Here is a 19,990-nt window from a genome sequence, read left to right on the forward strand (position 1 = left end):
ACATTACAGGGGGCACTGGGATGACATCATAGGGGCGCTGGAATGACATCATAGGGGGCTACTTGGCTGACAACCGTCATCCCGCTACGTGTTAGCGGGATCTATGTTGAGAGATACCGCGAATGAATCGCGGTATGACGGTTTGTGGCGGTATGACGATAAGACACAAAGCCTAATGGAAAAAACTGCGAACGCCAGTGAAAAACATAGCAATTTTATTTTCATTTGCAGCTTTTATCACATCTTGATCTTTTAGCGAGCCACCGGGCTGAATTATAGCTGTAATTCCATGTTTTGCGCTTTCTACTATGCTATCTGGGAATGGAAAAAATGCATCTGAAGCAAGCACTGCACCTTTACATTTTTCACCTGCTTTTTTCACTGCAATGTTCACACTATCTATTCTGCTTGTTTGCCCTGCACCGATGCCAATAGCACAACCATCTTTTGCTATAACTATTGCGTTGGATTTCACATGCTTACATATTTTCCAGGCAAAAATAAGATCTTTTTTTTCTTTGTCTGTTGCAGTGCATTCTGTTACTTGTTCTGCTTTTATTGTGTGGTCATTATTTTCTTGCACCAAAAACCCACCAACAACATTTTTAGTTTGGTATTTCACATTTTGTTGAAAAGATTTATGAATAATCACTCTTAAATTTTTCTTTCTTTGTAAAATTTTTAGTGCCTCATTGTTTACCGATGGTGCTATCACTACTTCCAAAAATATCTCGTTTAATTTTTCTGCTAGCTTTAAATCTATCTCCCGATTTAAGGCAACTATGCCACCAAAACTGCTTACTTCATCACATGATAGAGCCTTTTCATATGCCTCCAAAGCATTATTACTAACAGCAGCGCCACATGGGTTATTGTGCTTTATTATCACTGCTGCAGGCTCTTCGAATTCAGAAGTTATGTTAAGTGCGGACTCTATATCTACTATATTATTATAACTCAACTCTTTTCCATGTATTTTTTCCAGCGGATATTTGGTGAATTGATTGCTATAAAATGCAGCTTTTTGATGAGGGTTTTCACCATACCTTAATTCTTGTGCTTTATGCCCATATAGTGCGAAAAACTCTGGCAACTCATTATTTTTACTCTGGGATAAAAACCAACTGTGAATATTAGAATCGTAGTGTGCAGTGAGAGCAAATGCTTTGGTTGCTAAATATTTTCTATATTTCAATGTTGTTTCATTGTTATTTTTTATCATCTCAGCTTTTAGTGCTTCGTAGTCTTGAATGCTAGAAATAACTGAAGTAAAACGAAAGTTTTTTGCTGCAGCTCTAATTAACGCCACTCCGCCGATATCAATTTGTTCTATAATTTGCTCTTCATTTGAGCCGCTACTTACTGTCTCCCAAAATGGGTATAGGTTAGTTATAAGCAGGTCTATTGGCTCAATACCTAGATCTTGCACTTCCTTTTTATGCTTTTCTCGATCATAAAGTATTCCTCCATGAATTTTAGGGTGTAAAGTTTTCACTCTACCACCCAGTATCTCTGGAAATTGTGTGTAATCTGAGACCTCTTGTGTTTTTATTCCTGCACTAGATAGCACTTTATAAGTATTGCCCGTTGAAAGAATTTCTATTTGTTGCTGCGTTAAAAACGATGCAAGATCAATTATATTCGTTTTATCGTATACTGATATTAAAGCTCTTTTTATTTTCATTTTTATATGGAAAGTTTTTTAAGATTATATCTAAGAAAAGGAAATTTAGCTATTACATTTCTACACTAATTTAAAGCAGTCTATTCTATAAATTTTTTTACCATGCTTGATTTCAAGCCACGAATAAAATCTTCAATACTGCAAGGATTTCTCCCTTCCATTTGTACAACTTTAGGAATTAAAGTGCCACCTTTTAAACTTATGTGCATATTATCGTTAACAATCTTACCTTGTTCTGAAGCGAGAGCTTCAAAGTCAGCATCAAGTATCCTGATACGTTTATTTTCTATCTTAATGAATGCTTTTGGGTAAAACGCTTTAACCTTTCTATAAGCAACTTCACAGGCATCACTTGCATAAATTTTATAGTCTTCCACTTTGTCAGCGTAACATGCATTGTTATCGTTCTGTTTTAAGGGAAGCTGTTTTTCAATTTCGTTTAGCACTTTCAGCAGTAAATCACTGCCTAGCTTAGATAATTTATCATGCAATGTCTTGTAATTATCGTTCTTTTCGATAAGAAATTTTTCCTGTTTTAAAATAGGGCCGGAATCTAATCCTTCATCCAATTGCATAATGCTAACCCCGGTTTCTTGATCTCCTGCTAAAATTGTGTGCTGTATCGGGGCTGCACCACGCCACCTTGGTAGTAATGAAGGATGAATATTAATACAACCATATTTTGGAATATTCAAAATTTCTCTTGGAAGTATCAACCCATACGCGACTACAACTGCAACGTCTGGTTTGAAATTTCTAAATTTTTCTTGCTCTGCCGAAAACTTTAGAGAGATAGGAGTACATACCTCTATGTTACTTTCTTCAGCGATAACATGTACTGGAGATTTCGTTGGCTTCTGTCCACGCCCCGAAGGTTTTGGAGCCTTGGTGTATACTGCCACCACTTCGCTCTTTGATTTCAGTAACAAGCTCAGAGAATTAACAGCAAATCCTGGTGATCCCATGAAAATAATTCTCATGGTGTTTTTGCTTTAAGAATTCTCCGCTAATTTACCACTTACAGTTTCTACTAATTTGGCAAAATCATCCTTATAATTAACTGCCATCTCAGCAAGAATTTTTCTATTTAAATCAATGCCGGCAAGTGTAAGACCATGCATAAACCTACCATAAGTAAGCCCATGCTCTCTTGCTGCTGCATTAATACGTATTATCCATAAGCTACGGAAATCACGTTTACGGGTTCTTCTGTCTCTATAAGCATATTGCAGTGCTTTTTCAACTCTTTGTAATGCAATTCTATAACAACTTTTTGCGCGCCCTCTATAACCCTTTGCCAGTTTCAATATTTTTTTATGACGAGCGTGAGTAGTGACTCCACGTTTTACCCGAGCCATTTTATTTTACCTCCATTTTGTTAAATACCGTAAGGCATATGAAGCTTAACTATACGCGAGTCAGATTTACCAAGAATCGTTGTACCGCGCTGATTACGAATATTAGATTTACTTCTCTTTACCATGCCATGCCTTTTGCCTGACTGAGTAGAAATAACTTTACCCTTAGCTGTAAGGTGAAAGCGCTTTTTCACAGAAGATTTGGTTTTTAATTTTATTTTCTTCATATTCCAAATAAATTTACAAGCACTACTATTGAGTTCTTTAATAGTAATTAAGCATTAGTATAAATAATTTTATTAAAGAATCAAATTAAAATTGTATATTAAAGGAGTTTAAAAGTAATTACGCCCAATATGTGTGTTATACCTTCTTTATTCCCAAGTGGCAACAATACTTGCCTCATTTTAACACTTTCACTTTCTTCCTCTTCATTGATCGGGCATTTACTCTCTATTACAGTATCAAGTTTATCAATAACTGCATCTATTTTATATAGTCGCAAAAATGGTGCATCAATTGCATACTTATTATCAATGCGCGTCTTTTTCTCAAAACCATAGAATTCAACAGCCTTTTCTCCTGCATTTTCATAAATATAACCTTGATCCTTGACTTCAATGACAAAACAATGCTGCCATGATTCCATTATTTCTGCAGTGTCTATTTCATGCCTTTCTGGCCAATCTCTGTCTGATCCTTTTATGTCATTCCAGTGTTGAGTCACCACATTTGCTATTCTTTTTTCTTTGCCTACATAAATTTCCATTCCAATTTCCACATATAAAACACAGATATGAGGTAAATTTATCGTGAATATATTGATTTTTTCTTACCACAAGGTGCATGTCACTAGAAGTTCTGAGATCTAGAGAGTGGTATTGATTTTATTTCCATTACAACTTATTATTTATAGATAACCTCAATAAAAACGATGAAGCTAAACGAAATCAGAGAAAGATTTATAAAATTTTTTGTAAATAATGACCACGAGCAGGTTTCTTCTTCTCCTTTGATTCCAGAACATGACCCAACGCTCATGTTCACAAATGCTGGTATGGTGCAGTTTAAAAATATTTTTACTGGTGCTCAAAAAACTGAAATGAAACGTGCTGTCTCAAGTCAAAAGTGCCTAAGAGCAGGCGGTAAACACAATGATCTGGAAAATGTTGGCTATACAACTCGGCATCACACATTTTTTGAAATGCTCGGAAATTTTAGCTTCGGTGATTACTTTAAGGAAACTGCGATAGAATTTGCGTGGGAATTTATCACTAAAGAGTTATCTCTTGATAAAAACAGACTATCCATAACCGTCTACCATACTGATGATGAGGCGTACGAGATTTGGCGTAAGATAAGTGGCTTTTCAAGTGATAAAATCATAAGAATTACAACGGATGATAACTTTTGGAGTATGGGAAGCACTGGTCCGTGCGGTCCATGTTCTGAAATTTTTTATGACCATGGGAGTCCTAATTTACAAGAGGGCGATAGAATTGTTGAAATCTGGAATCTGGTATTCATGGAGTTTAACAAAGATGAAGAAGGTAATTTACACAAATTGCCAAAAAAATGCATCGATACTGGAATGGGCCTTGAAAGAATAGCGGCTGTTATGCAAAACGTCCATGATAACTATGATATTGATCTATTTTCTGCTTTGATAAGTAAATCACGGGAGTACTGTGGAAGAACGGAAAATAAAATAGCGCATAAGATCGTAGCAGATCATCTTCGCGCGGCTGCATTTCTCATCGCAGAAGGAGTGCTTCCTGGAAATGAGGGCAGGAATTACGTATTACGCAGATTAATTAGGAGAGCCGCGCGTTATATTCACCTGCTTGGATATAATGATTCCCTACTCCATCGTATTTTTCCAGTGTTGATAGATAGCACGAGTTCGGCTTATATGGGAGCTGAATTAGTCAGAGCTAAAAGCTTAATAGAAACGACGTTAAAATCAGAGGAAGAAAACTTTAAAGACACTTTGATGAAAGGTATCAATCTCCTGGAGAAATTCACTGCAGATTTAAAACCAGGCGATACTTTGCCTGGAGAATCAGCGTTTAAGCTATATGACACCTACGGATTTCCTTTGGATATTACACTCGATATTTTAAAAGAGAAAAAAATAAATTTTGACCAGAAGGGTTTTGATGATGCAATGGGAGAACAAAAAGAGAGAGCACGTGCTAAATGGGCTGGATCTGGTGAAAAATCTGTTGAGCAAGTATGGTTTGATTTGATCAATAAATTTGGCAAAACAAAATTTGTTGGTTATGAGTTCAATGAAGTAAGTGATGCGAAAATACTAGCTATAGTTTCCTCTAAAAATGAAGTAATTGATTCTGCAAAGGAGGGAGAAAAGATAACCATTATACTTGATAAAACACCTTTTTATGGCGAGTCAGGTGGACAGGTGGGAGATGCTGGCAGTCTGATCAAATCTGATAGAAGTATTATTATAGTCGAGAATACCAATAAGGTTAATGACCTATATTTGCACAGATGCATAGTTAAGTTCGGTTCAATTTGTAAAGGTAACACAGTTGCAGCAAGCATTGACAAGGAAAGAAGGCAAACCTTAAGGAGAAATCATTCAGCTACACACCTTTTGCACTTTGTATTAAGAAAAATCTTGGGTGATCATGTCACTCAAAAAGGTTCCCTAGTTGCACCGGATAAGTTACGATTTGACTTCAGCCATAACACTCAAATGACTCAAGATCAGTTGTTTTGGGTAGAGGATATGGTAAACTCTCTAATCAGAGAAAATCTTTCCGCATCTACAAAAATTCAAAGCATGAATCAGGCAATAGACGAAGGAGCTATGGCGTTATTCGGCGAAAAATATAGCGATCAAGTAAGAGTAGTGAAGATTGGAGATTCAAGGGAACTGTGTGGTGGCACGCACGTTGAACATACTGGAGAAATCGGTTTATTTAAGATAGTAACAGAGAGTTCTGTTGCTTTTGGAGTGAGGAGAATTGAAGCTTTAACTGGTCAGGAAGCAATCAATTATGTACGTGATAATGAAATTAACTTAAAAAAAGTTGCAGAATTCGTAAAAGCGCCAGTGAGTGAAATAACAAGCAGATTAAGTATTTTAAGTCAAGAACACAAAAAATCCGAAACCAAAATAAAAAACCTATATAAAAAGCTTGTGAGTGCAGAGAATATAAAAAGCACCGAAATAAATGGAATAAATTTTGTAAGCCACACTTTCACTGATATTCCAGCAAATGTAATAAGAGAGTTTGTTTTGCAGCAACAAAAACCAAAAACGGTAATAGCTTTTACGGCAACAGAAAAAGATAAAACAGTCTTGATTATTAAAGTAAGTAAAGACTTAATCAATAAGATTAGCGCAAAAGAACTAATATCCATAGCAGTTAAAAAGAACTGTGGTGGGAATGCTGAACTTGCACAAAAAGGCTGTGATAGCAATAAAATAGATGATGCCATTACAGCCATTTATAGCAAAATAACAGCTTCTAAGCACTCTACGTCATACCACCACGAACCGTCATACCGCCGCGGCGCTAACAAGCAGCGGGATACTTAACCATCGTCTACACCGTCATACCGCGATTCATTCGCGGTATCTCTTAGCCGCTAACGAGAGATCCCGCTAACAAGCAGCGGGATGACGAATTACTATGCCGCCGCGAACCGTCATACCGTTGCAAACCGTCATACCGCGATTCATTCGCGGTATCTCTTAGCATAGATCCCGCTAACAGGTAGCGGGATGACGGTTGTCAGGCTAGCTGTCATCCAAGTAGCTCGACTACTTGGATCCAGGAAAAAGAATGGTGTCATGAAAGTAGCTGACACTGATTCCTTTATGATGGTGTCATCCCAGTGCCCAGACACTGGGATCCAGGAAACTTAATTGCAAGTAATGCATTGGATTTGGTGAGTATGGGTTTTGCGTTATAGAATGAAGCACTTTTGGCGAATTTATAAAGAAAGCTGGATCCCAGTGTCAAGCACTGGGATGACAAGGTATAAACCTTATCGTCATGCCGCCGCGAACCGTCATACCGCGATTCATTCGCGGTATCTCAGCCGCTAACAAGAGATCCCGCTAACAAGCAGCGGGATGACGATTGTCGTTTAGCCATAAATATTAAGAAATTTACCAAATGAAAAAAAGGCAAAAGAAGCCCCGTGGTTATTATCCGCTTTAAAATATTGGCGTTTTTTATGTTTTAAACGCTTGACAAGCGAAATTCAGCTGCTTTTAATTGCAACTAACTTACGCTGCAAACGTTTAAGAAATTTACTAAGCAGAAAAAAAGACAAAGAATCCCCGAGTTAGCTAGTCTTTTACTATCTCTGTCGAGTATTGGCATTTTTTGATGTCTTGTAACGCTTTATAAGCGCGTTCAGCTTATTTAGATAAAAATCTAGATGTAGATGAAGTTTTGTAAAGACATACAGTATCTATATACTGCAAAAAATTGAACATAAGACGCCGATACATTAAGTAATCCTTACCTTTTAATCTGCAGATTGGCGAAAGCAAATACAATAGCTTCAGTTTCATGATAAGGGGGCTAGCGGAGTTTGTCAAGGAATTCTTATTAAAACTAAAGAGCTCAAATGAAAGGAGGTAAACTCTAAAGTATACATTTAGTAGCGCTTTCTATGAGAGAAATCGTATTACCTATTCCGTAAAGCTTTATGAAAGATCCCATTCTTGGACCGGTTTTTTGGCCAAGTAACGTTTCATATAATAGCTGAAACCAGTCACGTAAGTTGGTGTAATCATATTTTTTTCCAATAGAAAATACCTGAGATTGAATTTCTTCAGCAGTAGCAGTTGTAGATAGAGAATGTAAAGTGTCCTTCAAATCTAGTAACGCTGCTTTTTCTTTTTCATTTGGAGTTTTATATGATTTTGTTGGCTTGATAAAATCGTGATAATACTTTACTGCAAAGTCTGAAAGTCTATCAAGCATTTTATTATTTTCTGGTGTAACGTTTGGTGCATAAGAGGATATAAAACCCCATAGGATCTCTTTGTTTTCAGCATTACAAGCTGCTGCTAGGTTTAAAAGTAGTGAGAAATTTATGCCTGAAGTTTCTATACTGGGAACATTGCCCTGGTGAATGTGCCAAGCAGGATTATTTATATCCTTTTCTTTGTTCTCATGATAACGCTTTACAAATTCTAAATATTCATCAGTTGATTTTGGTATCACATCAAAATATAAACGTTTAGCTTTTTTAGGACTCTGAAAAATGTACAATGCTAAGCTCTCTGTTGGTGCGTAAGTTAGCCACTCTTCAATTGAAATGCCATTTCCTTTTGATTTTGATATTTTCTTTCCTTCTTTATCAAGAAAAAGCTCGTAGCAAAACAGAAGTGGTGGCTTTTCTCCAAGTATTTCACATATTTGACTTGAAAGCACAGCAGATGGAGTTAAATCTTTTCCGTGAGCTTCGTAATTTACTCCAAATGCGGCCCACCTCATTCCCCAATCAGGTTTCCATTGCAGTTTACATTTTCCTTTTGTCACTGGAACTTCTATTTTTTCCCCGTTTGGGTCTTCATATGTGATTGTTCCTTTCTCTGTATTTGTTTCAATTACTGGAACTTGTAAAACTTGAGAAGTTTTTGGGCATATTGGCAAGAATGGACTATAAGTCTGCTGTCTTTCTTCCCGAAATGATGGAAGCATTACGTCCATCACTTTATCATAATTTTTCAGTAAGAGTAAAAGTTTTTCATCGTAAACGCCAGATTTATAACACTCTGTTGCACTCCTGAACTCGTATTCAAATTCAAACATATCAAGAAATTTACACAACAATGAATTCATATGATGACCATAACTCTGATGAGTGCCAAATGGATCAGGTATCATAGTCAATGGTTTATTTAAGTGCTCTCTTAGCATCTCTTGATTTGGCACATTATCTGGTATTTTTCGCAAACCATCCATATCATCTGAAACTGCAATGATTTTGGTTTTTATACCAGGAGCTATTTTTTTTAATGCATTTACAATAACTGTAGTGCGGAAAACCTCTCCAAAGGTTCCTATGTGGGGTAAACCAGAGGGTCCATAACCAGTTTCAAATATTATTTCTTTTTTATTAGGAAACTCTTGCAATATTTTTTCTGCTTCTTGAAATGGCCAATTTGTCATTATCGGGATTAAATAATGTATCTTAACTTAAAGTGCTACTAGTTTCAATGGATTTTTAATATACTGATATAGTATTAGTGTTAGAGCTATTATTAGAAGGTTAAAGATATGTCCACAGGTAGTATACAAACAGATCAATTATTTAAAGGTCTTACAAGACCTGCAATGCTCTTTGGTGTGAGTTATATGTTTGCAATATTAAACGTCCTGATTTGCATGCTAATTTTCATTAATTCAAATGATTTAAGAGTGATTCTCTTAATGTTACCAGGTATACATGGACTTGGTTATATAGCTTCTGCAAAAGAACCGTTGTTTATTGAATTATTTATGGTAAAATTGGTAAAGTGCTCGAAATGTTTAAATCGTTTTTACCATGGAGCCAATTCTTATGATATTGCTTAACGTTGTGTGATGCTGAGGTTTAGGGCTATTCAATCAAAGAATAAATCTACTCTGAACAGGGAAGTTCACGCTGCTGAATTTATTCCTTATTCTTGCTATTGGAATAGCACAACCTTGATGACAAAAGAAAATTGGTTGGTTAAGGTTATAAAATTAAGTGGTTTTGCATTTGAAACTGCCGATGACGAGGATTTAGTCATACAGAACAACATCAGGAATCAGATGCTAAGAAGCATTTCATCTCCGGCATTTAGTTTGTATTTTCATACTATCAGACGTAAGAAAAATATTTTTTCTGATGAATTTGCAAGTCAAGGTTTGCCGAATTTTTTCGCTAATCACGTAAATCTAAAATGGAGAGAAAAACACGCAACAAGGCAATCATTTATTAATGACCTATACATTACGATTATCCGTAGAGCGGACACAAAAGGAGTAGAATTTTTGTCACATCTACTAAAAAAATTCGGACATGTAACTTCAAAACATGCTTGGGAAAGTGATATACGTGCCACGTATGAAGATTTAGAGGAAACGACAAATCGTGTAGTGACAAGCCTTAGAAATTATTCGCCTAAAATTCTTGGAGTAAAAGAAACTCCAGATGGTTTGTTCTGCGAAATAATGGAGTTTCTATCTAGAATCGTAAATTGTGGCTTCGTTACAAATACGCTTTTTCCGCTAAGAACTGAAATATCAAGGTACTTACCAGTACATAGGTTATTCTTTGGCCGTAAGATGATACAGGTTGTGACTCATAATGAGAGTAAATATGCTGGAATAATTAGTATCAAAGAATATGGAAATCATACTTCTGCAGGAATGCTTGATTCGTTTTTACAACTTCCTTACGAGTTTATAATTACGCAATCTTTTCAATTTATAAACAGGCAAATGGCGATTGGAAAAATGCAGATACAGCAAAATCGAATGATACAGTCTGCAGATAAAGCTATTTCTCAAATAGCAGAAATTTCTCAAGCGCTTGATGATGCAATGAGTGGTAAGATTGCGTTTGGTCAACATCACCTGACTATTTTATGTATAGAAAAAAGTCCTAAATCATTGGATAACGCTCTGTCGTTGGTAGAATCAGAGCTTTCTAATTGCGGTGTTTACCCTATACGTGAGAGAGTTAACCTTGAACCAGCATTTTGGGCGCAAATTCCTGGTAATTTCGATTATATAGTGAGAAAAGCTACAATAAGTAGTCTTAATTTGGCTGGATTTGCATCTCAACATAATTATCCTACTGGTAATAAATTCAATAACCACTGGGGAGATGCCGTTACAGTTTTTGACACGACATCTGGTACTCCATTTTTTTTCAACTTTCATATAAGGGATGTTGGACACACTATGATAATTGGCCCAACTGGTGCTGGTAAAACTGTTTTAATGAATTTCCTGTGTGCCCAAGCGATGAAGTTTTCTCCAAGGATATTCTTTTTTGATAAAGATCGCGGTGCAGAGATTTTCTTAAGAGCACTTAGTGGTATCTATACTGTAATAGAACCAAGAACTAAAACAAATTTTAATCCTTTACAACTTGATGATACCTCTGATAATAGAACATTTTTAATGGAGTGGATAAAGTCTTTAATTTCGGTATATAATGATAAATTTACTTCAGAAGATATTGCACGAATTAATGATGCAATTGAAGGAAATTTTAAATTAAGAAAAGAAGACAGATTCTTGAGAAACCTCGTACCGTTTTTAGGGCTTGCAGGTCCTGATACTCTAGCTGGGGCAATATCTATGTGGCATGATAATGGTTCTCATGCTGCAATATTTGACAATAAAGAAGATTTGCTAGATTTTTCACGAGCAAGAGTATTTGGTTTTGAGATGGCTAGCTTGCTCAAAGATCCTGTTGCTCTTGGACCGGTCTTGATTTATTTATTTCATAGGATTAGTATATCTCTTGATGGCACTCCATCTATTATCGTTCTTGATGAGGCATGGGCGTTAATAGATAATCCAGTTTTTGCACCCAAGATAAAAGACTGGTTGAAGGTACTGAGAAAACTAAATGCTTTTGTGATTTTTGCTACTCAGAGTGTTGAGGATGCAAGTAAAAGTACTATTAGCGATACGCTTGTACAACAAACAGCGACACAGATTTTTTTACCAAATCTGAAAGCTACTAGTGTCTATCGGGATGTTTTTATGTTAACTGAACGTGAATATATATTAATTAAGCACACAGATCCGAGTACTAGATTCTTTTTGGTGAAACAAGGAGTCAATGCTGTAGTAGCTAGAATAGACTTAAAAGGCCTGGATGATATAATCAACGTATTATCCGGACGTGCAGAAAGTGTTCTATTGTTACACGATATATTAAATGAAGTTGGGGACAACCCAAAAGTATGGTTGCCTATATTTTATCAGAAGGTAAAAAATGTTTAAGACTAAGCTGTCATTGCTATTAATTGCGATATTTTTACTAAATATAGACTTTTTACTCTCATATCCAGTGCTTGCAGATGGAGTAAGTGGTACTGACAAGACAGAATTTGTTAGCAGATTTAATTCCACTGGCAGTTTTAGTCGTGCCTCTAATCCTGATTGTGGAGCGTTTAAAACAGCTGCAGCACTTGCTGGAATAGCGATTGCTGTTGGCGCAATATTTACTGGCATTGTTTTGATCGTTTCTTCTGCTGGTTTGTTTACCGCTCTTGTTATTGTTGGAATGATAGCTGCAATTGTTGGAGTCTGGAAAGCGATAGGAGGGCTTGTTGTTTGTGAACATAGTTTTGTTAAACACCCAGTTGCACGTGATCATGATGGAAAATACAAAAATTTTAAATTAGAAGACACAGGTTATAGTGGCTGCACCAATGAAAATTACCAAACAGAAGAGGAATATTTTTCTTGTTTGCAAAATAAAGCTCGGGAAGACGTGAACAAAAAAGATTATGACGGGAAAAGAGCAGAAAAAGAAGCCTTAAATTCTAACGTTCAGGAGAGTACAGAGAGTTATTACTGGCCAAAAAATGGTGTGCAATACAGTGAATATATAGAAGTATGTCATCGAAACCCTTTAACTTTTGGTAATCTTTTTAATAAGGTAGACTTTAATTCCAGAGGAAAACCTGGATACATAGACTTTGATGTCAGGGAGAAAGACACTGGATACGTAGATGGGTCATGGTCCTCGAAGGTTGATGGTGGTCTGGAATGTAGAGTTCTCAAAGCAGGACAGAGCGAACCCATACATGGAGCTACATTCAAAGCAGTGAGAAAAACGGGCAGATTATGTGTGGAGTTAGCCAGTGTTAGCATGCTTGGTATCGAAATGACTCCTTGGCCGCAAGGGGTTGATATGGGGTGCACGGAATTGCCACCTGACCCACTTGCTCCTATGTGTGAAAAATCTGTGATGATATTCAAAAATAAAGATGGTACAGGAGAGGAAAAAGTTCCTATTGGTAATAATGATGACTATAAAACTATTATCAGATCTAAAGAAAAAAGACTCAACGGACAAGGGGGGAAAATTTTTGTAGGTTATGATAATGCTGGCTGTTTTAGCTCGTATGTTTCTGAAGCTTGTTATAACCAGGCAGGGAGTAAATCATTAGCTCCTATTCCCGTAACTTCTATGATAGTGCAATGCATTAAGGAATCGTTAGATAATTTAGTTGCAGGTAAAGGTGCACCAAATGGTGAGAGTTTTATATCTGTAGCACAGAAAAGGCTGAAAAACACTGTAACTGCTGTTTTAGTTTTAGCTTTAATACTGTTCTCTATAAAAGCCATGTCTGGTGGAGTTCAGAGGCCTCAAGAAATGTATATGTTGATCATAAAATTCGCTTTAGTGATTTACTTCACAACAGGCAGTACCATGTCTCATTATTATGGAGAATTAACTCGTCTCTCAAATGGTTTGTCAGAGATAGTGCTAAAAGCATCATCTGAAAGTAAAGGCATATGTAATTATAAAGCAGGTACAGATTATGAATATACTCGTGCAGGAAAGAGGGTATCTTACAGTTATCTTGCACCTTGGGATAGGCTTGATTGTAGAATTTTATTTTATTTAGGTGCCCCTTTAGATGGAATTGGTGGCAAAATTGGTACTGGAGGTGTTGCAACGTTAGCAGTCTTCCTTGGTGCTGCTCCTGTCTTATTAGTTGCAGGTTCGGTAATCGGTATTATTTTTGCTGGTGGACAAATTTTAGTAGCTCTTGTCTGTATATTTATGGCCGTTCTGATGATGATGGTTATTTTGTGGCTGTGCTATGTATTTATTTTATCTCTAGTTGCTTTAAGTGTAATCATCATTTTATCACCTTTGTTCATTCCTATGGTTTTATTCCAACACACCAAAGGATATTTTGAAGGCTGGGTGAAAGAGTTGATTACCTATAGCTTATACCCGGTTATCCTTTTTGCGTTTTTGTCCTTTATGTTCATAGCATGTGATAAAATCTATTTTAAAAATTTAAATTTTGAACTGGACGAGTCATATAAAAATGAACAACCGGACAAGTCATATGAAAAGAAACAAGCAGAAATCTCATATAGTAAGAAAAAACAGTGGTTTAAATTGAAAGATGGGGAATGTGATAAAAATGAAACTACTCTTGCATGTATGATGCAAAATTATAGCTTTAAAAAGAGCAGCATACTTGGTCTATTCGACTTTACATACATGGAGTTTGGCAGCTCTCTCATCGGAGAATTATTAAAATTGTGTTTAGTATTATTCCTCTTTTACCACTTTTTAAACATTCTTCCTGGCATGGCTGCTGAACTTGCTGGTAACCATAGAGCAGCACTTGGCTCAGGTCAGACACCTGGACAAATGGTGGGCAAAGCTTTATCTGCTGCCAAAGCTGCTGCTGGGGGTGTTGCTGGAGTTGCTGGTGCTGCTGCTAAGAAGTTGAGTGGTGGAGACAAGAGTAAATCTCGAGGTTCTGGTTCTAGTAGCTCCGAGAGTGTTAACAAAAGCACTGAATGAGTTGGATTTATGCTAAAATTTTTGCTGATAATACCGTTTTTTTTTCTGTCAGGCTGCGGGGAACATCACTGTATTAAGCCAGAAAATTTATCAGGTTTGCGTGAAAAACTAGATATAGTGTCAACAGAGCAGAAATGGGTTGATTCTGGTGTTAATATCTCAGATAGAATAAGAGTAACAGAGATTGATATAGTGCCTAGTAAGGTTGATTTTTGTCCTAAGCAGTATGCAGATTTTGCAATTGGGCCTGGGAGAAATGACGTTGCATTACCATTTGCACTTAAAAAAGGCGATACGATAAGCTTTAGTGTGATTGGAAGTAAAGTGTGTAAAGATAAAGAGAGTGAGACAAAAATCAGGTATTTGAAAATCGACGAAAAGTGTAGCGAGCAAGAAACGGAACATTTTGCACATGTTTTAAATCAAGAGAAATGCCAAGGTGGCAAGGATGGGATATGTCCTAATAAATATATAATAGGCGATGCGCAATGGTTGAGTGGAAGAGAGTACTGGTTTTCGAAGTTAGATCAAGATGAAAGAAAAAAGGAAATTGAAAATATTATTAACTCTATAAAACAAGGAGAGAATATAGATTGCAGTAAGCTTTCAGAGAGCAGTGCAAGTAAGATAGATACGCACATTTTAAATTCACTCTGTAGACGTATATGTAAATTTTCTTCTGGTCGTAGAGGCGAGGATTGCGTGTATATTGAATATAATAATATAGAAATTGAGCTATTCAATGCTTTAAATTCTAGTGGTGAATCTGTTGTTGCTGAAATTATTAGTAACGTATTAAAGGGAAAACAGGTAAAAACTGACATTACATTTCTAAAAGTTGGTATGGATAATGAAACTCTTGAACACATTCCAGGTGGTGGTTTATGTACTAGTTGTGATCATAAGATGGAGAATGACCATCAAATACCAAGTTTAACTTTTAGTCTATGTAGCAGAAATGACAAGAGCTGCTACAATACAAATGACAAAGGCGGGTTCAACATAAGAGTAACGAAGAACCATAGTCTGGAAAATAGCTTGTATATAAGTGTTTCCGATAAATTCCCTGAGCATAAGCCTGGTGAAAATCAAGCGGATATATCTGTAGATATCAGCAAAGTTCATGACATGGAAAACTTGAAAGGAAAATTAAAAGACAAAACAGGCACCATATATTACGGAATAAGAGACCATGGCTGCGATTACAAAAATGAAGGTCAATTTAGTATTAACCTAACAACTAAAGAGCCACCTACAAAAACTTTTAGTGCAATATATAATTTCTTTGATGAAAAAGTGAAAACTGCATTTTTCGGCTCTAATTATAAAGACCCTAACGCAATTCACTCTGATACTAGTCCTGTAAAGTCTCTTTACGAAAGTTTTATAAAATCAAGCAGAACAAATACCATTAGATCTACTATAATATCACTATTAGTACTATATATAATCTTATATACTCTTTATTACTTTTTTGGATTAACTCATATTTCTATATATGAGTTTTTAATTATATGCGTAAAGATAGGAATCATCGCCCAGCTATTGCAGGATAATAGCTGGGACTTTTTTTATAACAACGCATTCTCTATATTTATTAACACTCCAAAACAACTAATAGAAATAGCAAATTTTAGAGGCACTACTTCAAATGTTTTTGAGTTTCTTGATTTGCCGCTCAATAGGTTCTTGTCATCGCATTCAGTATTGTTAATAGTATCTCTTATATTTTCTGGCCCTTTGGGCATTGTATCTTTTTGCTTGGTGATTTGGGGTTTAATCACAGTGAGCTTATCTATTTTTAATGCCTTATTTTCTTTTATTACATCTATAGCAATAGTTGCGTTATTGCTTTCTTTAGCACCTATTTTTATTATTTGTCTTTTATTTGCGTATACTAGGCAGATGTTTCACAACTGGGTTAAAAATTTAGCAAGATTTGCGATTCATCCAGTAGTGCTTTTAATTTTTATATCACTGATAAGCCAGGTTATGGATTATATTGTGTATTCAGTATTTGATTTTGAGGTCTGCTCTACATGTATACTTAATATTAACTTAAAGATTTTTAACCCTTGTATTTTTTATGGTTATGCTTCCAAATATACACCTAATATTACCGCTATGATGGCTTTTGTTATTTTGGGACACGCTATGAAAGCTTTAGTTGAAGCTTCTTCGACAATATCTGACTCGTTGTTTGGTGCTTATGTAGCAAGCGAACCTGGAAGACAGTATCAACAAAGCTTAATGGGAACAGTAGGGTTAGATGAACAAAGCGTTCAAAGAAGGGAAAGAGGAGGTGCTTCTCAACAGTCAGGTACGTCAAGACCTCAAATACCACAAGGGACTCAAAGGTCAACGCCTCAGATACCACCACCAGGAAGACAGCAATGATAAGTAAAAGATCACTATTGTTGATACTGTGTCTTGCAATCACTGGTTGTAACATGGATTGTGTCGAACCTGGGTTGCAGAGCAGAAACACTAGTGTTAACGTGGATGTTCCAGTTCATAAAGCTGGTGAAGAAGTTAAAATTCATTGGGTTGATTCTGGTCAAGTAATTAGTAAGGGTGAGGAAATCAAATTCACCCTCGATGGATCAGTAAATTTTTGCCCTTTTAAAGAAGACAAAAATCCAAGGAAAGTACTTGTGCCAGCTAGCTTTTGTGCTGATGGCTCAGAACCAAATTATAGTAAAGCTGCAAATATTAACGATGTGCCTAATAATTATGGCGTTGATGAAAAAGGCGTAAATAAAAACGAATTGTGCGGTGGTAAAGGATTTGGCAGCAATAGACGTTATGTAGACACTGGAATTAAAGTAAATCCTGGTGATAAGTTAAGCTTTAGCTTAGTTCCCAGAAAAATAACAATTGATTATGACAATCCAGGAGGGAAAGGTATCAGCTTTGATGACAATTGTTATAGAGCTGAAGAAGGAGGTGAAAAAGTGTCAGCAAGTGAAATATTGAATGTTAGCAAGCAAGAGGGAGAGGAATTTTTTTGTGAGGGCAAGGATGGAAAGAGAAATAAAATAAAATTTTTACCTCTTGATAAAACAAAAGCAAAGGAAAGCAAAGTGCTAGTTGGCAATGGGTACACTCCATATGATAATAAGGTACATTTTAATAAAGGTTATGTTAAAAACAACGAACCATGGATACATGGCTCGCTGTTCGATTTACGCCGAGCTAAAATAGGATTGAATGAGTTATGTGATGGAAAAAACTGTAGTTTGGATGAGAAAAAAAAGTACAGTTCTTATGAGCTTAATTGTTACTATCAGAATATATGCTATACTAGAAAAGGTATATGGAGCTATGATTCAGGTCGAGCAGGAGAACGGAACTGTGTCTCCTCTATAAGGTATAAGAAGTACGATAAAGGAAATAAATGTGATATGTATTCTTATCTAGAAAAAATGGAAGGGAATGTTAAAGCAGGTAGTTTTACTGAAGATGATAAATCTTGGGCTGAGGCTCTTGTTGCAAAAATTGGTGATCTTGGTGATCAAGATACTGATAAAGGTATGCAATGTCTTCCAGATAATGAAGTAGGTGCAAGAAAGGATAATGTGTGTTCGCAAATTAGTGACAATTTCGAGGATTTTTCTCTGAAATTAAATAGTGACTATGCAGTAAATGACAATGTAAAATATGGTAGTAGTGTGATGCTTGCTATAGCAGATTATGGTGACTATGGAGCTAATAGGGGCGGGTACTATGTTAAAGTGACTAGATCGTGTGAATATATCAATGGTGAAAAACTGTATGTGTATTTGGGTGATAACCCGCCAGGGGATCCATCTGCTCCAAAGACTAATGATTTCAAAAAAGTAGAGCACTTAGATAAAACAAAGGATAAGGTATATTATATAATAGATGGAGGTCTTTTAACAGATGAATGCAAAGACAAAAAACCTATAACAGATGAATGCAAACCTAAGAAGATATATTTCGGCATCAATGTAAGCAACGTAGAGAAAGATGACATTACGGACAAAAATGGCAAATATTACGAAAACAATAAGTATAGTGTAACTTTATTTGTCAAAAGAAAAATTAATGATTTTATTTCATCGAATGTAAACGGGGTATTTAAATTTATAAAAGAAGAAGTAATTGGGGACAGCGTTAAAGATTCATACAAAGGATATGCAAGAGGTCTTCTTCAGGGGGTAAGAGCTTTACTTACTCTATACGTTATATTTACTGTCATTGGCTATATGCTTGGAACAATACAGCTAAGTAAATTTGATTTCATTGTAAGGATGTTCAAGATAGCATTTATAGCTTTTGCCTTTAGCGATAGAAGCTGGGAACTCTTTGGTACAACTTTATCCAGACTTTTTGTAGATGGTAGCACTTATTTAGTTGATAGCTTTTCTGGCTATATAGGGGAAGGGGGGAGAAAATTTGCATTCTTAGACTTGACAGCAGGAGTATTATTCACAACAGAAACTTGGCTAAAGTTTTTATCGTTGATGCTCTCTGGTCCTTTTGGCTTTATTGCATTTTTGGCAATACTCTATGCTACTTTTATGTTCTTAAAATGCATTATTAGCGCTACGTTTAAATATGTAATATCTACTGTTCTAGTGGCGTTTTTACTGTCATTAACACCTTTATTTATCGTATTTATTCTATTTCAAAAGACTAAACCCTTGTTTGATAATTGGATAAAAACGTTGGCTCATGTTTCATTAGAACCAGTCATTTTATTTTCATTTTTATCTCTTTTAAATCAGTTGATGTATTCAGTTTTATATAACCTCACAAATTTTTCTGCATGCTATCAATGTTTAATTAGCGTAAATTTCTTATCGTATGATCTGTGCTTGATGAAATCAATACTGCCTCTTGGATACAGTCCTGGCACTAGCGTTGATGTTGCACTCAGTACCGGAGAAAGGGCTGGTGGACACTTTGCAGCATTACCTATAGACCTAATCCAGGCGTTTATATACCTCATTATTGCCGGTGCAATGGAAGCTTTTGTTTCTATATCGGAAACTATGGTACAAACACTATTTAGCTCTGGTTATGGAGTTACTGGCGGTGTTGGTACAGTTGCTAAGAGCGCATCGCAAGCTATGCTGTCAACCGTTGGCCTTGATGATAAGACCCAAAGTATGATACAGAGTATCAAGCAGAAAATGAGTGAAGATCGGGGAAAAATTGAGGCTAAATTACCTAACACACCAAAGCAACCAGACAAAAAAGAAGATTCTAAAGGAAGTTCTGATAAAACAACGAGTGATAGACCTAAAACATTAAAACAATCAGATCAGCAAAAAAATTCTGATGAAACAATAAGAAGTGATCCTAGTGCTAAAGCTAAAAACAAGGAAGAAAATGGAGAGGAGTAAGATATAAATGATATTATGGAGTAACTAATTAAAAA

General features: G+C 35.9%; 13 protein-coding genes. 6 read left to right on the plus strand and 7 right to left on the minus strand.

The window, feature by feature from the left end; genetic code table 11:
• Positions 1-172: 172 nt before the first annotated feature.
• The 5 genes from purH to AAGD90_RS06485 form a co-directional block, all read right to left on the minus strand.
• Positions 173-1,684: a bifunctional phosphoribosylaminoimidazolecarboxamide formyltransferase/IMP cyclohydrolase gene (purH, locus tag AAGD90_RS06465; RefSeq protein WP_341821867.1), complete on the minus strand. Its 1,512-nt coding sequence runs from the start codon at positions 1,682-1,684 to the stop codon at positions 173-175.
• Positions 1,685-1,764: 80 nt separating this feature from the next.
• Positions 1,765-2,664 (minus strand): methionyl-tRNA formyltransferase, encoded by a 900-nt coding sequence (fmt, locus tag AAGD90_RS06470; RefSeq protein WP_341821868.1) that lies wholly within the window; start codon positions 2,662-2,664, stop codon positions 1,765-1,767.
• Positions 2,665-2,676: 12 nt separating this feature from the next.
• Positions 2,677-3,042: a 50S ribosomal protein L20 gene (gene rplT / locus AAGD90_RS06475; protein ID WP_006279340.1), complete on the minus strand. Its 366-nt coding sequence runs from the start codon at positions 3,040-3,042 to the stop codon at positions 2,677-2,679.
• Positions 3,043-3,062: 20 nt separating this feature from the next.
• On the minus strand, positions 3,063-3,269 hold the full coding sequence (gene rpmI / locus AAGD90_RS06480; protein WP_007548610.1) for a 50S ribosomal protein L35: 207 nt from the start codon (positions 3,267-3,269) through the stop codon (positions 3,063-3,065).
• A 98-nt stretch (positions 3,270-3,367) separates the two neighbouring features.
• Positions 3,368-3,811 (minus strand): PAS domain-containing protein, encoded by a 444-nt coding sequence (locus AAGD90_RS06485; protein WP_341821869.1) that lies wholly within the window; start codon positions 3,809-3,811, stop codon positions 3,368-3,370.
• Between the two features lie 165 nt (positions 3,812-3,976).
• Here AAGD90_RS06485 and alaS point away from each other — a divergent pair, with 165 nt between their 5' ends.
• Entirely contained in the window at positions 3,977-6,610 is a 2,634-nt protein-coding gene (gene alaS / locus AAGD90_RS06490; protein WP_341821870.1) for an alanine--tRNA ligase, read from the plus strand.
• A gap of 280 nt (positions 6,611-6,890) precedes the next feature.
• Here the strand turns inward: alaS and AAGD90_RS07270 are convergent, their stop codons facing one another.
• On the minus strand, positions 6,891-7,052 hold the full coding sequence (locus tag AAGD90_RS07270) for a hypothetical protein (protein WP_410529978.1): 162 nt from the start codon (positions 7,050-7,052) through the stop codon (positions 6,891-6,893).
• A gap of 618 nt (positions 7,053-7,670) precedes the next feature.
• The gene (locus AAGD90_RS06500) at positions 7,671-9,206 is read right to left on the minus strand and encodes a lysine--tRNA ligase (protein ID WP_010082403.1); all 1,536 of its coding nucleotides are present in this window, start codon (positions 9,204-9,206) and stop codon (positions 7,671-7,673) included.
• Positions 9,207-9,314: 108 nt separating this feature from the next.
• On the opposite strand from AAGD90_RS06500, the gene AAGD90_RS06505 reads away from it, so the two are divergent.
• From AAGD90_RS06505 to AAGD90_RS06525, 5 genes are read left to right on the plus strand one after another with little or no spacing between them, the layout of a single operon-like run.
• Complete coding sequence (locus AAGD90_RS06505) at positions 9,315-9,611, plus strand: type IV secretion system protein VirB3 (RefSeq protein ID WP_341821871.1); 297 nt, start codon at positions 9,315-9,317, stop codon at positions 9,609-9,611.
• Positions 9,612-9,620: 9 nt separating this feature from the next.
• The gene (locus tag AAGD90_RS06510) at positions 9,621-12,026 is read left to right on the plus strand and encodes a VirB4 family type IV secretion/conjugal transfer ATPase (protein WP_010962886.1); all 2,406 of its coding nucleotides are present in this window, start codon (positions 9,621-9,623) and stop codon (positions 12,024-12,026) included.
• Complete coding sequence (locus tag AAGD90_RS06515; RefSeq protein WP_341821872.1) at positions 12,019-14,583, plus strand: type IV secretion system protein; 2,565 nt, start codon at positions 12,019-12,021, stop codon at positions 14,581-14,583. The genes AAGD90_RS06510 and AAGD90_RS06515 overlap by 8 nt, the downstream gene beginning before the upstream one ends.
• Positions 14,584-14,592: 9 nt before the next feature.
• A complete protein-coding gene (locus AAGD90_RS06520; RefSeq protein ID WP_341821873.1) occupies positions 14,593-16,980 on the plus strand; it encodes a type IV secretion system protein in 2,388 nt (795 codons plus the stop codon).
• Positions 16,977-19,955 carry a type IV secretion system protein gene (locus AAGD90_RS06525; protein ID WP_341821875.1) on the plus strand — a complete coding sequence of 993 codons (2,979 nt, stop codon included), beginning with the start codon at positions 16,977-16,979 and terminating at the stop codon, positions 19,953-19,955. Before AAGD90_RS06520 ends, AAGD90_RS06525 begins: the two co-directional genes overlap by 4 nt.
• Positions 19,956-19,990: the final 35 nt, after the last annotated feature.

It is taken from the genome of Wolbachia endosymbiont (group A) of Ischnus inquisitorius, assembly GCF_964026985.1.
Classification (GTDB): domain Bacteria; phylum Pseudomonadota; class Alphaproteobacteria; order Rickettsiales; family Anaplasmataceae; genus Wolbachia; species Wolbachia pipientis.

Bases quoted from the DNA above. Each gene is read 5' to 3' on its own strand.
- AAGD90_RS06525 (WP_341821875.1), top strand. From the start codon at position 16,977: ATGATAAGTAAAAGATCACTATTGTTGATACTGTGTCTTGCAATCACT.
- purH (WP_341821867.1), bottom strand. From the start codon at position 1,684: ATGAAAATAAAAAGAGCTTTAATATCAGTATACGATAAAACGAATATA.
- AAGD90_RS06520 (WP_341821873.1), top strand. From the start codon at position 14,593: ATGCTAAAATTTTTGCTGATAATACCGTTTTTTTTTCTGTCAGGCTGC.
- AAGD90_RS06500 (WP_010082403.1), bottom strand. From the start codon at position 9,206: ATGACAAATTGGCCATTTCAAGAAGCAGAAAAAATATTGCAAGAGTTT.
- AAGD90_RS06510 (WP_010962886.1), top strand. From the start codon at position 9,621: ATGCTGAGGTTTAGGGCTATTCAATCAAAGAATAAATCTACTCTGAAC.
- rplT (WP_006279340.1), bottom strand. From the start codon at position 3,042: ATGGCTCGGGTAAAACGTGGAGTCACTACTCACGCTCGTCATAAAAAA.
- rpmI (WP_007548610.1), bottom strand. From the start codon at position 3,269: ATGAAGAAAATAAAATTAAAAACCAAATCTTCTGTGAAAAAGCGCTTT.
- fmt (WP_341821868.1), bottom strand. From the start codon at position 2,664: ATGAGAATTATTTTCATGGGATCACCAGGATTTGCTGTTAATTCTCTG.
- alaS (WP_341821870.1), top strand. From the start codon at position 3,977: ATGAAGCTAAACGAAATCAGAGAAAGATTTATAAAATTTTTTGTAAAT.
- AAGD90_RS06515 (WP_341821872.1), top strand. From the start codon at position 12,019: ATGTTTAAGACTAAGCTGTCATTGCTATTAATTGCGATATTTTTACTA.
- AAGD90_RS06505 (WP_341821871.1), top strand. From the start codon at position 9,315: ATGTCCACAGGTAGTATACAAACAGATCAATTATTTAAAGGTCTTACA.
- AAGD90_RS06485 (WP_341821869.1), bottom strand. From the start codon at position 3,811: ATGGAAATTTATGTAGGCAAAGAAAAAAGAATAGCAAATGTGGTGACT.